At 69.8% G+C, this 14,960-nt stretch carries 19 protein-coding genes; 14 read left to right on the top strand and 5 right to left on the bottom strand.

Translation table 11 applies throughout. The features are described from left to right. Window positions 1-13: 13 nt before the first annotated feature. The 5 genes from ABZU75_RS24810 to ABZU75_RS24790 are packed head-to-tail and all read right to left on the bottom strand — an operon-like array spanning window position 14 to window position 5,348. Complete coding sequence (locus tag ABZU75_RS24810) at window positions 14-418, bottom strand: MaoC/PaaZ C-terminal domain-containing protein (RefSeq protein WP_350914428.1); 405 nt, start codon at window positions 416-418, stop codon at window positions 14-16. After that, a complete protein-coding gene (locus ABZU75_RS24805; RefSeq protein WP_355558581.1) occupies window positions 418-1,497 on the bottom strand; it encodes a bifunctional MaoC family dehydratase N-terminal/OB-fold nucleic acid binding domain-containing protein in 1,080 nt (359 codons plus the stop codon). Before ABZU75_RS24805 ends, ABZU75_RS24810 begins: the two co-directional genes overlap by 1 nt. After that, a complete protein-coding gene (locus ABZU75_RS24800) occupies window positions 1,494-2,648 on the bottom strand; it encodes an acyl-CoA dehydrogenase family protein (RefSeq protein ID WP_355558578.1) in 1,155 nt (384 codons plus the stop codon). Before ABZU75_RS24800 ends, ABZU75_RS24805 begins: the two co-directional genes overlap by 4 nt. After that, window positions 2,648-3,733 carry an acyl-CoA dehydrogenase family protein gene (locus ABZU75_RS24795; protein ID WP_355558575.1) on the bottom strand — a complete coding sequence of 362 codons (1,086 nt, stop codon included), beginning with the start codon at window positions 3,731-3,733 and terminating at the stop codon, window positions 2,648-2,650. The genes ABZU75_RS24800 and ABZU75_RS24795 overlap by 1 nt, the downstream gene beginning before the upstream one ends. Further along, entirely contained in the window at window positions 3,717-5,348 is a 1,632-nt protein-coding gene (locus ABZU75_RS24790) for an AMP-binding protein (RefSeq protein ID WP_355558572.1), read from the bottom strand. The genes ABZU75_RS24795 and ABZU75_RS24790 overlap by 17 nt, the downstream gene beginning before the upstream one ends. A gap of 296 nt (window positions 5,349-5,644) precedes the next feature. Here ABZU75_RS24790 and ABZU75_RS24785 point away from each other — a divergent pair, with 296 nt between their 5' ends. The 14 genes from ABZU75_RS24785 (at window position 5,645) to ABZU75_RS24720 (ending at window position 14,900) form a co-directional block, all read left to right on the top strand. Continuing rightward, window positions 5,645-6,253, top strand: coding sequence for a TetR family transcriptional regulator (locus tag ABZU75_RS24785; RefSeq protein ID WP_030913896.1), 609 nt, complete (start codon window positions 5,645-5,647; stop codon window positions 6,251-6,253). Window positions 6,254-6,325: 72 nt separating this feature from the next. Next, window positions 6,326-7,483 carry a steroid 3-ketoacyl-CoA thiolase gene (locus tag ABZU75_RS24780; RefSeq protein WP_350914418.1) on the top strand — a complete coding sequence of 386 codons (1,158 nt, stop codon included), beginning with the start codon at window positions 6,326-6,328 and terminating at the stop codon, window positions 7,481-7,483. Between the two features lie 25 nt (window positions 7,484-7,508). After that, on the top strand, window positions 7,509-8,528 hold the full coding sequence (locus ABZU75_RS24775; RefSeq protein WP_355558569.1) for an MBL fold metallo-hydrolase: 1,020 nt from the start codon (window positions 7,509-7,511) through the stop codon (window positions 8,526-8,528). Window positions 8,529-8,565: 37 nt separating this feature from the next. After that, on the top strand, window positions 8,566-9,240 hold the full coding sequence (locus ABZU75_RS24770) for a FadR/GntR family transcriptional regulator (protein ID WP_350914414.1): 675 nt from the start codon (window positions 8,566-8,568) through the stop codon (window positions 9,238-9,240). 321 nt (window positions 9,241-9,561) lie between these two features. Next, window positions 9,562-9,762, top strand: coding sequence for a hypothetical protein (locus ABZU75_RS24765; RefSeq protein WP_355558565.1), 201 nt, complete (start codon window positions 9,562-9,564; stop codon window positions 9,760-9,762). A 159-nt stretch (window positions 9,763-9,921) separates the two neighbouring features. Continuing rightward, entirely contained in the window at window positions 9,922-10,410 is a 489-nt protein-coding gene (locus ABZU75_RS24760) for a methylated-DNA--[protein]-cysteine S-methyltransferase (RefSeq protein WP_355558562.1), read from the top strand. A gap of 39 nt (window positions 10,411-10,449) precedes the next feature. Beyond that, on the top strand, window positions 10,450-10,947 hold the full coding sequence (locus tag ABZU75_RS24755; protein WP_355558559.1) for an RNA polymerase sigma factor: 498 nt from the start codon (window positions 10,450-10,452) through the stop codon (window positions 10,945-10,947). Then, window positions 10,944-11,561, top strand: a complete 618-nt coding sequence (locus ABZU75_RS24750) for a methylated-DNA--[protein]-cysteine S-methyltransferase (protein ID WP_355558556.1) — start codon at window positions 10,944-10,946, stop codon at window positions 11,559-11,561. The genes ABZU75_RS24755 and ABZU75_RS24750 overlap by 4 nt, the downstream gene beginning before the upstream one ends. Continuing rightward, the gene (locus ABZU75_RS24745) at window positions 11,558-12,292 is read left to right on the top strand and encodes a 2OG-Fe(II) oxygenase (protein ID WP_355558553.1); all 735 of its coding nucleotides are present in this window, start codon (window positions 11,558-11,560) and stop codon (window positions 12,290-12,292) included. Before ABZU75_RS24750 ends, ABZU75_RS24745 begins: the two co-directional genes overlap by 4 nt. Next, window positions 12,289-12,576, top strand: coding sequence for an Ada metal-binding domain-containing protein (locus tag ABZU75_RS24740; protein ID WP_355558550.1), 288 nt, complete (start codon window positions 12,289-12,291; stop codon window positions 12,574-12,576). Before ABZU75_RS24745 ends, ABZU75_RS24740 begins: the two co-directional genes overlap by 4 nt. After that, complete coding sequence (locus ABZU75_RS24735; protein WP_355558547.1) at window positions 12,564-13,073, top strand: hypothetical protein; 510 nt, start codon at window positions 12,564-12,566, stop codon at window positions 13,071-13,073. The genes ABZU75_RS24740 and ABZU75_RS24735 overlap by 13 nt, the downstream gene beginning before the upstream one ends. Window positions 13,074-13,086: 13 nt before the next feature. After that, on the top strand, window positions 13,087-13,755 hold the full coding sequence (locus ABZU75_RS24730; RefSeq protein WP_355558544.1) for an alpha-ketoglutarate-dependent dioxygenase AlkB: 669 nt from the start codon (window positions 13,087-13,089) through the stop codon (window positions 13,753-13,755). A gap of 16 nt (window positions 13,756-13,771) precedes the next feature. Next, window positions 13,772-14,389: a DNA-3-methyladenine glycosylase I gene (locus tag ABZU75_RS24725; RefSeq protein ID WP_355558542.1), complete on the top strand. Its 618-nt coding sequence runs from the start codon at window positions 13,772-13,774 to the stop codon at window positions 14,387-14,389. 376 nt (window positions 14,390-14,765) lie between these two features. Continuing rightward, window positions 14,766-14,900 carry a hypothetical protein gene (locus ABZU75_RS24720; protein ID WP_355558539.1) on the top strand — a complete coding sequence of 45 codons (135 nt, stop codon included), beginning with the start codon at window positions 14,766-14,768 and terminating at the stop codon, window positions 14,898-14,900. Window positions 14,901-14,960 lie beyond the last annotated feature (60 nt).

Genomic DNA, 14,960 nt, shown 5'->3' with positions numbered 1-14,960 from the left:
GGTGAGGGCCTTTCTACGGGAGGGCGAACCTGACGGTGCCCGAGGCGTGGTCGCCGAGGCTGACCCTGCCGCGGACCTCGACCGTGAACTCGCCGTCCTCGCAGGCGAGGACGGCGCCGCTGAAGGCCAGTCTGTCGCCCGCGTACGCGGGGACGCCGAGCTTGACGTTGATGCCGCGGATGATCGCCTCGGGTCCGGCCCAGTCGGTGACGTAGCGCTCGACGAGGCCCATCGTGGTCAGGATGTTGAGGAAGATGTCCTTCGACCCCTGTGCCCTCGCGCCCTCGACGTCGTGGTGGACGGGGGTGAAGTCCATGGTCGCGAGTGCGGTCGAGACGACCACGGTGGGGGTCAGCTCGATCGCGAGCTCGGGGAGGACGGCTCCGACCCGCACCTCGTCGTCGGTAAGTGTCCGCATCACGCCTCCCGGGGGACCCACATGGGCAGGATCAGCTCGTCGTCCATCTGGCGATACGTCAGGCGCACCGGCATACCGATACCCACCCGTGAAGGAACGCAGTCCACCACGTTGCCCACGATCCGCACACCTTCCGGCAGTTCCACCACCGCGACCACGAAAGGCGTCCCAAGGCCCGGCACCGGGGGGTTGTGGTGGACGACATAGCTGTAGACCTCGCCCTCACCACTCGCCGTCAGGTACGTGCGCGCGGCCGAGCGGCACGAGGGGCAGACCGGTCCCGGCGGGTGGCGGAGCTCGCCGCAGTCGGCGCACTTCTGGATCCGGAGCTCACCTTCGGCGGCGCCCTCCCAGAAGAACGCGGTGTCGGCGTTGACGGCGGGTCTCAGCGGGTACGGCGCGCGAGCGGGTGCGTCCCCATCGGCCGCGGGCGCGTCCCGGCGGGCCGCCGACCCGTTACCGCCCGTCGCGGGCGTGCCCGCACGAGCCGGGGGCGTACCCTCTCCGGCCGCCTGCCCGTTTCCCGCGGGTTCCTTCGCCCGCTCCCTGGGCCTGAACTTCAGCACCCGGAACAGCATCTCGGCCACCGCCTCGCCGGCCACGTACCAGGTGACGTTCCAGGTGACGAAGTAGCCCTCGCCGAGCGCGGTCCGTTTCGGGCCGGCCAGGCCGGTGAACCGGGTGGCCGGGACCGGGGACTCGCCGAGCCTCAGGTAACGGTGGTAGGTCTGTTCGCAGTTGGTGGCGACCACGCCGGTGTAGCCGTTGCCGTCCAGCATCGCGAGCACGGTGTCGACCGGGGTGCCCGCCTGCTTGCGGTCCCTGCTCACGCCGGGCATGGTCCAGACCTGGATCATCGCCGGTGGCGCCACGATCTGCCCGTGCACCCCGGCCGCGGCCGCCTCGGGGTCGGTGTAGATCGGGTTGGCGTCGCCCAGGGCGTCGGTCCAGTGCCGGATCATCGGGGCGTTCACCGGGTCCGCCGCCGCGACCCCGAGCACCTCGCCCGCGGCGATCTGCCGCTCGGCCAGGGCGGTGAGCCGCTCGTGCAGGTCGCTGGGCTCCGCCGTCGCGGTCATCGGGGCGGCCTCGGCAGGCTCAGGCCGAGCATGGCGATGAGCTCGCGCTGTACCTCGTTGACGCCGCCGCCGAAGGTGAGCACCAGGGCGCCCTTGGCGCCGCGGTCGACGCGCTCCATCAGGTCGGCGGTGCCGGGGTCGGACGGGTCGCCGAAGCGGGCCAGCACCTCGCCGACGATCCGGCCGACGTCCTGCAGCCGCTCGGAGCCGTAGACCTTGGTGGCCGAGGCGTCGGGGGCGCCCAGCCAGCCGAGGTCCATGTTGGCCGCGACCTGCCAGTTCAGCAGCTCGTTGGTACGGAAGTAGGCGTAGACCTGGCCGAGCGCCCTGCGCACCGCGGGTTCCTCGATCGCGCCGGTACGGCGGGCCCAGGCCAGGAACCGGTCGTAGGTGTGCGCGATGTTGCCCGCCGGGCCGAGCGTGACCCGCTCGTGGTTGAGCTGGTTGACGATCAGGTCCCAGCCCTTGTTCTCCTCCCCCACGACCATGTCCACCGGCACCCGGACGTCGGAGTAGTAGGTGGAGTTGGTGTGGTGGCGCCCGTCCATCGTCAGGATGGGCGTCCAGGAGAAGCCGGGGTCGGCGCAGTCGACGATCATCATGGTGATCCCCCGGTGCTTCTTCGCGTCCGGGTTGGTGCGGGCGGCGAGCCAGATGTACTGGGAGTAGTGTGCGCCCGAGGTGAAGATCTTCTGCCCGTTGACCACGTAGTGGTCGCCGTCGCGGACCGCGGTGGTGCGCAGCGACGCCAGGTCGGTGCCGGCCCCCGGCTCGCTGTAGCCGATCGCGAAGTGGCACTCTCCGGCCAGGATGCGCGGCAGGAAGAACTCCTTCTGCGCCGCCGTGCCGTACTGCATGAGGGTCGGCCCGACGGTCTGCACCGTGATGATCGGGTACGGCACCTCGGCGCGGGCGATCTCGTTGGCGAAGATCTGCTGCTCCAGCGGGCCGTACCCGCCGCCGCCGTACTCCTTGGGCCAGCCGAGACCGAGCTTGCCGGCACGTCCGAGGTTGCGGCAGTGCTCCATGTAGGCGTGGCCGAACGGGTCGGTGGAGATCTTCTTGCGGTCGGCGGCGGTGAGGCAGGACTGGAAGTACTCGCGCAGCTCGGCGCGGAGCCTCTGCTGCTCGGGAGTCAGGTCGATCAGCATCAGACGAGCGCTCCGATCATGTCGAGCCGGGCTTCCACCCCGCCCAGCAGGTGGGCGTGGTGCTTGCCCCAGGCGAAGTAGCGGTGCAGCGGGTAGGTCACGTCCACGCCGATCCCGCCGTGCAGGTGCTGGCAGGTGTAGAGCGCCCGCAGCGCCTGGTCGGTGGCGGTCAGCGCGCCGACGGCCAGGTCGGCCTCGGCCTCGGAGTCGGCCCCCTCGGCCAGCCGCCACGCCCCTGACCAGACGGCCACGTCCAGTGCCCGACCGGCGATGTAGACGTCGGCGATCTGCACGGTGACCGCCTGGAACTCGGCCAGCGCCCGGTCGAACTGCCTGCGCGTCCTGATGTACTCGGTGGTGAGCGCCAGCGCTCCGGCCAGCACTCCGGAGGTGACCGCGATGTTCCCGGCCAGCACCAGCCTGCGCAGGCCGTCGGCCGCGACACCGTCCGCGGCGCCGACGAGCTCGCCGGGAGTGCCCGCCAGGCTCAGCGCGGCGGCCGGCTCGCCGGTGGAGAGCGTCACCCGGTGCTGTGTCGTCTCGGCGGGGTCCACCAGGAACAGGCCGACGCCCGTCCCCGTGGTGGCCGGAACGAGGATCTTCGCGGCCTGGGCCGCGTAGGGCGTCGTGGTCCTGGCGCCGTGCAGCACCCACCCGGAGCCGTCCTCACGCGCGGTCGTGGCGGGCGGGGCGCCGAGGTCACGTCCCGGCTCGGACGGCGCGGCGGCCAGCGAGATCTCACCGTCCGCCAGCGGGGCCAGTGCCTCGCGCTGCTCGCGGGAGCCATACCTGGCGATCACCTGCGCGGCGACCAGGCTCTGCTCGGCGGGGACCGGCGCCACGTGGGCGCCGATCTCCCGCAGGATGACCGCCATCTCCACCGGACCCAGCCCGGCCCCGCCGGCCTCCTCCGGCAGGCAGACGCCGAGCAGTCCCGCCTGGGCCAGGGAGCGCCACAGGGCCGCGTCGTAGGGGGCGCCGCTCTTCTCGTGGGCTTCGAGCCTGGCCGAGGTCACCTCCCTGCCGAGGAGGTCGACCGCGAGTTCACGCAGGTCGGTCTGGGTCTCGTCAAGATTGAAATCCACTGGCGCTCCAGGGTTGCCGTCGGCCGTGCTGGATGAACTCGTCGTCGATGCGGCTGGCGTCCTCGGGGGTGAGTGGCCGCCAGGACGCCTGCCCGGGTGGGCGCCACCAGACGGGGTCGCCGGTGTGCCATGCCTCGGCGGCGAGGATCCGCTTGATGACCTTGTTGGACGCGGTCTGCGGCAGTTCCGCGCTGATCCGGATATATCGGGGTATGGCCTTGGGGCCCACGTCCTTCCTGCCGGCCAGGAAGCCCGCGAACGCCTCGGGATCGAAGCCGTCCCGCAGCACCAGGGCCGCCATCACCTGGTCGCCCGCCGCGGCGTCCGGTACGGGGTAGACGGCCGCCTCGACCACGCCGGGGAACTCGCGCACGACCGCCTCTATCGGCGCGACCGCCAGGTTCTCCCCGTCCACCCGGAGCCGCTCGGTGCCCCGCCCGGCGAAGAACACGTAACCGTCGGCGTCGGCGTAGGCCAGGTCCCCCGACCAGAACGCGCCCCGCCTGACGCGCTCGCGGTCGGCGTCGGGGTCGTTGTAATAGCCGTCGAACAGGCCCAGTCCGCGGGTGTTGACCAGCTCCCCGATCGCCTCGCCCGCGTTGAGCAGCCGCCCGTCCTCGAAGACCGCGACCGGGCACCTTTCCCCCGTGGCGGGGTCGCGGATCTCGACCTCCTCGGGGAGCCTGCCCAGGCATCCCGGTGGCCCGGACGGGGCGGGGGTGATCGAGATCGCGGTCTCGGTGGACCCGAACGCGTCGATGACGTAGCAGCCGAAACGCTCCCCGAACCGGCTGACCGCGGTGGCGCTGCCCTCGTTGCCGAACGCGATCTTTAGGGTGTTCTCCGCGTCCGATGGCTCCGCCGGGGTGGCCAGCACGTAGGAGAGCGCCTTGCCCACGTAGTGCAGGTAGGTGACCCCGTAGCGCCTGACGTCGGGCATCAGGCCCGAGGCCGAGAACCTCCGCCGCAGCACCAGCGCCGCCCCCGACGCCACCGCCGGGGCGTACGCGGCCATGATCGCCCCGGAGTGGAAGAGCGGCATCGAGCAGTAGACGACGTCCTGCGGCGACAGCATCGCCGCCAGGCTCGCCCCCGGAACCGCGATCTTCCGCTGCGTGATCTTCACCGCCCTGGGCCGTCCCGAGGTCCCCGACGTGAAGATCAGCATCGTCAGCGCGTCCTCGCGTACCGGGCCCGCCAAAGGAGCGGGCGACGGCGCGGCGGGATCGGCGGATGGCCGGGAGCGGGCCGATTCCGGATCGCGGAGCGCGGCGAGGTCGGCCGCGAGGGTGGCGTGGGCGGGCTCGTGCAGGATCAGGTCGACATGTGTCGCGTCCGCGTCGCGGGCGAGTTCGGCGGCGCTCCTGGTGGTGTTCAGCGCGACGACCACGTGACCGGAGAGCGCGGCCCCGCCCAGCAGGAACAGCACCTCGGGAACGTTGTCGAACAGCACGCCGACGTGCAGGTTCCGGCCACGCGCGTCCAGCAGGGCGGCGCGGGCCCGGCACTCGGCGACGTACTCGCGCCAGCTCCAGGTCCGCTCCTCGAAGAGCAGGCCGGGCCGGTCGTCGTCGGCGCGCCGCTCCAGCAGCCCCGCCAGCGTCTCTTCGGACATTGCGCCTCCCGCCAGGATGCCCAGGCCAGCTGCTCCGAAAAGTAGAACAGATTCTATTCCGTGTCCAGAGCCGGCTGATCGCAACACCTCACCGGATAACCGCGACATCGCATATGCCGTGTAAGCGCGGGGCGTCTTTGTGACCGGCGAGTAACCCACCGGAGTATCCGGAAATCAGATAACGTGTTCTCATGCGTACCCCGCATGTGTCCACCGACGTGCCGGTCACCCCGCACGCGGCCGACAGGCCCGTCCCGAGAGACCTCGATCCGGTCACGACCGAGAAGACATCCGGCATGCAGAGCGAACCGGCGTCCACGGGCGTCCGCACCAGGAGCCAGCACCAGCGGCGCAAGCGCATCGTCCAGGCCGCCGCCGCCCTCGCCTCGCGAGGCGGCGTCGAGGCGATGCAGATGCGGACCGTCGCCGAACGTGCCGGAGTCGCACTGGGAACGCTCTATCGGTACTTCCCCTCCAAGATGGATCTTGTCGTCGCCGTCGTGGGCGAGGAGATCGACCTCCTCGAAAGCAGCATCGAGCGCCGCCCGCCCAGCGCCACCGCGGCCTCGGGGCGGGCCGTCGACATCCTGATGCGCGCCACCCGCGGCCTGATGCGCGAGCCCGAACTCGCCGACGCGCTCATCCGCTCGCTGATCATGGCCGAGGTCGAGACGCCGTTCGGCGACCGGATGACCGGGCTACTGCTCCGCGTCGCCGGAGACGACCTCACCGTCGACACCGCCACCGAGGAGCAGTTCGCCCTCGCGGGCTCGCTGTCCAGCATCTGGGTGCACGAGCTTCTGGAGATGCTCAGGGGGCGCCGCACCTACGAGCAGATCCAGCGGCGCATCGAGATCGCCGCCGAACGCCTGCTCGCCGATTTCCGACCCTCTCCTTCCACCTGAAACTAGAACCCGTTACAGTCGCACTGGAAGGCGACTAGAGCAACGTTCTGGGACGGCGGGCGAGGAGATCGTATGGGTGCAGTGATCGTCGAAGCCGTGAGAACCCCGATCGGCAGGCGCAACGGATGGCTCGCCGGGCTGAAGCCGCAGGCGGTCCTCGCGGCGGCGCTGGGTGGTCTGATCGACAGGGCGGGCATCGACCCCGCCGCCGTGGAACAGGTCTTCGCCGGGTGCGTCACGCAGGCCGGTGAGCAGGGCGGTCATGTCGGGCGGCATGCCTGGCTGTACGCCGGCCTGCCCTACCAGACGGGCGTGACCACGATCGACGCGCAGTGCGGCTCCTCCCAGCAGGCCGTGCACCTGGTCGCGGCGCTCATCTCGGCCGGTGTCATCGACGTCGGCGTGGCCTGCGGCGTCGAGGTGATGAGCCGGGCACCGCTCGGCTCCAACGTGCTGCCCGCCCGGCCCCGGCCCGACGACTGGTCCATCGACCTGCCCGACCAGTTCACCGCCGCCGAGCGGATCGCGCGACGGCGCGGGCTGACCCGCGAGCGGCTCGACGGGTTCGGCGCCAGGTCCCAGCGGCTCGCCGCGGCGGCGTGGGCCGAGGGCCGCTTCGACCGGGAGATCATCCCGGTGACCGCGCCGATCCTCGGCGAGGACGGGCAGCCCACCGGGGAGACCCGCGTCGTCAGCAGGGACCAGGGGTTGCGCGAGACCACGCTCGAAGGGCTGTCCGGGCTCAAGCCCGTGATGGGCGAGGGCGGCATGCACACCGCGGGCACCTCCTCGCAGATCTCCGACGGCGCGGCGGCGGTGCTGCTGATGAGCGAGGAGGCCGCCGCCCGGCACGGCCTGCGTCCCAGGGCCCGCATCCTCGCCCAGGCGCTCGTCGGCGCCGAGCCGTACTACCACCTGGACGGGCCGGTGGACGCGACGGCCAAAGTCCTGTCCGCCACCGGGATGAGCACGGCGGACATCGATAGGTTCGAGGTGAATGAGGCTTTCGCAGCGGTGGTCTTATCCTGGTCATCGGTGCACAAGCCAGACATGGAACGGGTCAACGTCAACGGCGGTGCCATCGCACTCGGCCATCCGGTCGGCGCGACCGGTTCCCGGCTGGTCACCACCGCCCTGCACGAGCTTGAGCGGTCCGACTCCTCGACCGCGCTGGTATCGATGTGCGCGGGCGGGGCGCTCGCGACCGCGACCGTCCTGGAGCGCCTTTGACCGGCGCCGGTAAGGAGCAGCACCGTTGAAATCCCGCCGCAGGCCGTACAGCGAGCAGCGTCCGTTCGACACCGGTGGCGGTGTGTGGAGCGTGCCCGTCCCGATCCCCGGCAATCCGCTCGGCTACACCCTGGTCTACGCGATCGAGTCCCCCGCCGGGCCGGTGCTCATCGACGCGGGCTGGAACGCCCCTGAGGCGTGGCTGGCCCTGCGCGACGGGCTGGGCGCGGTCGGCATGGACGTACGCGACGTGCGCGGGGTGGTCGTCACCCACTTCCACCCCGACCACGCCGGGCTGGCCGGGCAGGTCAGGGAGGAGTCCGGCGCGTGGATCGCCATGCACGAGGCCGACGCCGAACTGGTCAGGTTCATGCGGGAGGTCGAGGGCGACGCGCACCGCGACCTCCAGGCCGACATGCTGCGCCGCGCGGGAGCGGGCACCGTCGAGGTGGAGGAGGTGACCGTGAACCGGCCGAAGCCGCCCGCGCTGCCGGACCGCGTTCTCTCCGACGGCGACCTGATCGACCTGCCGGGGCGCAGGCTCCGTACGATCTGGACCCCCGGCCACACGCCGGGCCATGTCTGCCTGCACCTGGAGGACGCCGACCGGCTCTTCACCGGCGACCATGTGCTGCCGGCGATCACCCCGCACATCGGCATCTACCCGTACGACCGGGCGGACGTCGACCCGCTCAGCGACTTCCTGGAGTCGCTGGAGAAGGTGAAGGGCATGGGCGAACTCGAAGCCCTGCCCGCCCATGAATGGATATTTCCGGATACGGCGGCTCGGGCGGCGGAGATCGGCATCCACCACGAGGAGAAGCTCCGACGGCTGGCCGCACTGCTCGCCGAGGCGGCGGAGCCGCTGACCATCTGGGAGATCGCCGGACGGATGACCTGGAACCGGCCCTGGGAGGACTTCCCTCCCATGCTGCGTGGGATGGCGGCCGGGGAGGCGGCGGCGCACCTGCGCACCCTGGAGGCTCGCGGGATCATCCGCCGGGTGACGGGGGTGGATCCGGTCCGGTTCGCCATACACTCATAGACATCGGATGTCTGGCGAAACCTGAGGACGGTGCGGAGTGGCGGTCACCGACGCCGCTATCGACAGGATCAAGCAGATGATCCTGTCCGGCGAGCTCGCCCCGGGCAGCAGGCTGCCCAAGGAGGCCGACCTGGCCGACCGGCTCGGCCTCTCGCGCAACTCCCTGCGCGAGGCGGTCAGGGCGCTGGCCCTGATCAACGTGCTGGACGTGCGCCAGGGCGACGGCACGTACGTGACCAGCCTGGAGCCGAGGCTCCTGCTCGACGCCATGTCGTTCGTGGTCGACTTCCATCAGGACGACACGGTGCTGCAGTTCTTCCAGGTTCGCCGGATCCTGGAACCTGCGGCGACCGCCATGGCGGCGACGTACATGTCCGAGTCGGAGGTGGCCGAACTCCGTAAGATCCTCGACGCGCTGCCTCCAGACCCGAGCGTCGAGCAGCTCGTCGCCAACGATCTGGAGTTCCACCAGCGCATCGCGGCGGGCTCGGGCAACGCCGTGCTCTGCTCCCTCATCGAGAGCCTCTCCGGTCCCACCACCAGGGCCAGGATCTGGCGGGGCCTCACCCAGGAGAACGCCCTGGAGAAGACCCGCGAGCAGCACACCGCGATCTGCGACGCCATCGCCGCCCACCAGCCGGAGGTCGCCCGCGCCTGGGCGACCGTCCACATCGCCGGCGTCGAGGACTGGCTCCGCAACGCCCTGGCCTGACGCGCCCGCCCACCGGCCGATCCCCCCTGCCTCTTGTTCACGGCAACCCGCCGCCTGTCCCATGCCTGCCCGGCAGCACCGTTCCCCTTGTAGAGGCCGACATCGTGACTGACGGGCCGACTAATCAGCAGGGATCGGGACACAGTGATGCCCGGCCGGGCGGCCAATCGTGCTCCAGAGCGCCCGGCCAGGGTCAAGATCACGCCACGCGGTCTCCCGAACCACCTCGTGTGAACCTCGGCGATCCACGGACGCCATCTCACATTCACGCACGTCCGGACGTCTTCAATGCATGAGGACGAGGTCGTACCGCAAACACGGATGGATCGCATCTCGGCGTGGGAGCGGCACCGCTTCGGGATCACCTTCGTCGGAGACGACTGGCGCGGGAGCGAGGACTGGCATCGCTACGAGTCCTTCTTCGGTCCCGCCGGTGTCCGCATCGTCTATTTCCCCTACACGGGCGGCGTGTCGAGCACGTTGCTCCGCGAACGACTGTCTACTCGACTTGCCGCCGCGTAGCACAGCAGCAACGTCCTTTCTGTGGCGCTGCGCGAGTCGACGTCGCGAGGTTCGGCAGTCCTCGACATGTCTGAACAGAAGCCGCCTCACATTTGAGGCGCCCCGTGCGTCTCCACAGCAGAGAAAGCGAAAGGAACCGACATGAGTACTCGACACACCGTGGCGAATACCACCCTGGGGCCGGTCACGATCGTCGCCGAGGGCGACGCGGTCACTGGCCTGTACTTCCGGCACCACATCCGCAGTCCGGCGCAGGAGACGTTCGGTGCCGTGGTCGCGGGCGACGCCCTGCTTGCTGAGGCCGCCACGCAGCTGGAGGACTATCTCGCCGGTCGCCGGCGGGAGTTCGCTCTACCGCTGCGGGCAGACGGCGACGCGTTCCAGCAGGCGGTGTGGAGCATCGTGAACGAGATCCCGTTCGGCGAGACGACGACCTACGGTCGCATCGCAGAACGACTCGGCGACCGCGGTCTGGCGTACCGCGTCGGTCAGGCGGTCGGCGCGAACCCGCTATGCATTTTCGTGCCGTGCCACCGCGTGCTCGGCGCGAACGGAAACCTCACCGGCTACGCCGGCGGGCTGAAGCGCAAGCAGGCGCTGTTGGAGCTCGAGGAGCCCGCTCAGGTCCGCGCCGGACGATTGTTCTGACAGGACCTCACGTAAACCTGCGTTCAGCGACTTCATGGGATGAAGATGAAACAACCGTTCGAGAAGGTGGTCGCGCAGCACGGCACCACCGTGTTGCGCGTCTGCCGCGCGCTCCTGGGCGTGCATGAAGCCGACGACGCCTGGTCGGAAACCTTCCTGTCGGCAATGCGTGCCTACCCCGACCTGCCGGACACGGCGAACGTGGAAGCCTGGCTCGTGACCATCGCCCGCCGCAAGGCAATCGACGTGCACCGGGCCGCGAAACGGAACCCGCTGGCCGTCGAAACCCTCCCCGAGGCGCCGACCAACCTCGGCATCCCCGGAGCGGACGACACGAGTCTGTGGGACGCGGTGGCGAAGCTGCCCGACAAGCAGCGCCAAGCCATCACCTTCCGATACCTCGCCGGGATGTCGCACGCGGAGATCGCGGCGACCCTCGGCGGTACCGTCGACGCGGCCCGAAGAGCCGCGGCCGACGGGTTGAACAATCTCAGAAAGAACTATCCGGGCGCACACACGAAAGGAGCATTCTCATGAGCGACATCCGACACGATAACGACACTCTCAGCGTGCTGTCGACGCCCATCGACGCCGACACCCTCGCCCGCCTCCACGCCCGGCTCGAACGTGACGCCGAGGCCAACGGGCTCGTGGACGTCGCGTACACCACCATCGACTCCCCGGTCGGGAAGCTGCTTCTCGCGGCAACCTCGAAGGGCCTCGTCCGGGTCGCATACGCGAACGAGGACCACGATCACGTGCTGGAGACTCTGGCGCGGAAGATCAGCCCCCGCATCCTGCGCGCACCCCGCCGGCTCGACGACGCGGCCCGCGAGATCGACGAGTACTTCGACCGCCGCCGGAAGGCGTTCGACCTGCCCCTCGACCTGTCGCTGTCCCACGGGTTCCGGCAGCTCGTGCAGCGGCACCTGCCCGAGATCGGCTACGGGCAGACCCGCAGCTACCGGCAGATCGCCGAGCTCGTCGGCAACCCGAAGGCCGTCCGCGCCGTCGGCACCGCCTGCGCCACCAACCCTCTCCCCGTCGTGGTTCCCTGCCACCGCGTGCTCCGCACCGACGGCACCCTCGGCGGCTACATCGGAGGCCTCGACGCCAAGACCGCCCTGCTGAACCTGGAGGCCGCGGCATGACCCCCACCGCCAATCCCCAGACCGATCCGTGGCGCGACCGCGTCGACGCCGCGGACTGGGCCACCGTCACGGCCGAGATCGACGAGTACGGCGGCGCCCTGCTCCCGCAGCTCCTCACTCCGACCGAGGCCGAGCAGGTCCGAGAGATGTACGGCCACGACGAGCTGTTTCGCAGCACGATCAACATGGGCCGGTATCGCTTCGGCGAAGGACAGTACAAGTACTTCGCCGCGCCCTACCCGGAACCGATCGAACGGCTGAAGCAGGCGCTCTACCCGCGCCTGCTGCCAATCGCTCGCGACTGGTGGACCAAGCTCGGCCGCCCCGCACCGTGGCCTGACACGCTCGACGAATGGCTCGCGATGTGCCACGACGCCGGACAAACCAGGTCGTCGGCGATCCTGCTCCGCTACGGCGCGAAGGACTGGAACGCGCTGCACCGCGACCTCTATGGCGACCTCGTGTTTCCCCTTCAGGTCGTGATCAACCTCAACCAGCCCGGCGTCGACCACACGGGAGGTGAGTTCTTGCTCCTGGAACAGCGCCCCCGCGCCCAGTCCCGCGGAACGGCGACGCTCTTGCCCCACGGGCACGGCTACCTCTTCACCACCCGGGATCGCCCCGTCCGTTCGGCCCGAGGATGGTCAGCCGCACCGGTTCGTCACGGCGTGTCCGCCATCCGCTCCGGTCAGCGCCACACCCTGGCCCTCGTCTTCCACGACGCCGCATGAACACCGCGAAGAGCTACACACTCACCGGATCGGACGACCCCCCTTTCTCGTCCCCTGTCAAGGGCGAGTGGGCCGGCCACCGCGGCAGCCGGATTTACGGTCGGTTTGACTGCCCGGCGGCGCTGCGCGCCATCGCCCGCGGCGGCTACCTGAAACACCGCGTCTTCTTCGCCGACGAGGCTACGGCGATCACTGCCGGCTACCGCCCCTGCAACACCTGCTGCAAGGACCGGTACGCAGCGTGGAAGGCCGCGTGCGAGCGGGGCGAGTCATGGAAACCATGACCACTCCGTTGCTGCAACGGTCGGCGCCGGACCGCGCGGAAGTGCCCGTGCCACAGCACGAGCTCGCCGCGTTGGCTGACCTCGCCCGCTCCCGCGGTGCACGACGCGTCGCGATCGGCTCCGGCAGAACGGCCCGTGCACTCGCGTTCGCGGACGAGTTCGCGGCCGTCTGGGAGGCAACGGGCGGAGAAGTCGTCGATGCGATCACTTGGCCGGAAACGGCCGCGTCATGGCTGCGCCAGGCGACACGCTTCGCGGGCGCAGGCGCAGACCTCTGGATCATGACCGGCCCCGCCGCCGGGTGGGCCCAGATGACCCGGCGGCTGCTGTGGTCGACCCGATGGCGTCCCGAACACGCCCTCGTCACGGCGACCATCGGCAGTCCAGAGACATTGGAACTCGTCGGCCTTTGGGATCTCGACGGTCTCGCCGGAGTGAGCTCGCAGGGCACCCCCTGGACCGTCCGCGAAGGACGCCTCATCTTCGACGAAGCCTAAGGAATCACACACAATGACGCTGTTCATCCCCGATCTGGAGCCTCAAGAGCGCAGTACACCAAGCCCGGACGCAGTCCTGGTGCCCGGCTGGCTGACGCTCGACCAGCAGGCCTGGATCGTGCGTCAGTTCCACTCGTGGACGCAGGGGCCTGTTCCGATTCGTGCCGCGAAAGTCCGCGGCCACGAGATGTCGGTGCGCACCGTGTGCCTCGGCTGGCACTGGCAGCCGTACAAGTACACACGGGAGGCGACGGACGTCAACGGCGCCCGGGTCCTCCCCTTCCCCGACTGGATGATTCGGCTCGGACGGCGCGCCCTCCACGAAGCCGGCTACCCGGAAACGGAAGCAGGCGCCTACACCCCCGACGCGGCGCTCGTGAACTACTACGACGAGAACGCACGCCTCGGAATGCACCAGGACAGGGACGAACGCTCCCTCGCCCCGGTCGTGTCTCTTTCCATCGGCGACTCCTGCACCTTCCGCTTCGGCAACACCGAGAACCGCGGCAAGCCCTACGCCAACCTCCTGCTCCGCTCCGGCGATCTGTTCGTCTTCGGGGGCGCGTCCCGGCTCGCCTACCACGGCGTCACCCGCATCCATCCGCTCACCGCACCAGACGGATGCGGCCTGGACAGCGGCCGGATCAACATCACCATGCGCACGACCGGCCTCGCCGGCTGAAAGGACGACATCGCCGATGACCGAATCGCCTCCCGGGTCCGACCCCGGTGTCATCGTCGGAGACGACGGCCTCGCCCGGCCCGCGTGGGCGGCGACCGATCGACTGCTTCGCGACTACTACGACACCGAGTGGGGCGTGCCCGTCACCGACGAGCAAGGCGTCTACGAACGCATCAGCCTCGAAGCGTTCCAGGCCGGACTCTCATGGGCGACGATCCTCCGCAAGCGGCCCGCCTTTCGTGCCGCGTTCGACGGATTCCACCCCGACACGGTCGCCGCCTACACAGCACGCGACATCGAACGCCTTCTCGCCGACACGGGTATCGTCCGCAACCGGCAGAAGATCGAAGCCGCGATCACCAACGCGCGCGCGACGATCGAACTTCGCGAGGACGCCGGCATCAGCGGGCTGGTCTGGTCATTCAAACCCGCCGATACGCCGCACCCTCGTACCTTCGCCGAGATCCCCACGTCCTCCGTCGAATCGGTCGCGCTGTCGAAGGAGCTCCGCCGGCGCGGTTTCGTGTTCGTCGGCCCGACCACCATGTACGCACTCATGGAAGCGATCGGCATCGTCGACACCCATCTACTCGGCTCGCATCGCCGGGGAAGCTCGGGAATCTGGCCAGCCTGAACTTGCGGGATCGACCCCTTTAGTGAGGCGCGAGTAGCTCTCCTCGCGATCCCGGGAATCGGACCGTGGACCGAACTACGTCTCCGTCCGCGCGCTTCAGCACCCCGACACCTTCGCCTCCGGCGACCTCGTGTCCCGCCGGGCGCTCAGTGCAGCTACCCCCGCGGAAGCAGATGCATGGGCCCCTTACCGGTCCTACGGAATGCTCCACCTCTTGGACCGATCGCGCGTATCGCCGATCGAACCGACAATCTCACGAACCTATCGCCGGCGCCGTCTCCAGAGATGTCGAGGTTCCTCCTCGATGGTGCCCGCGGCGCAGCGCCCGGTGTCCGCGGGCACCCTACTCGGCACCCTGCCGAAGGAGCCAATGCATATGTCTCCGATGCTGTACGACCTCACAACCATCGATAAGGCGCCGCCGCGCGTCAGTGGCAAGATGTGCCCAACTGTCGGCGTGGAGTTCATCGCGCTGAAGAAGTTCCACGCCGAACCCACAGAGAGGGGCTGAGCCGCCAGGCTCAGCCCCTCTCGCCATAGAGCCTCGACGAGGGAATCAGACCTTCGGCCG

It is taken from the genome of Streptosporangium sp. NPDC005286 (assembly GCF_040607515.1).
GTDB lineage: Bacteria > Actinomycetota > Actinomycetes > Streptosporangiales > Streptosporangiaceae > Streptosporangium.
Note: the sequence above shows the minus strand (reverse complement) of the source record. Positions and strands in the feature narration are given on the sequence as shown.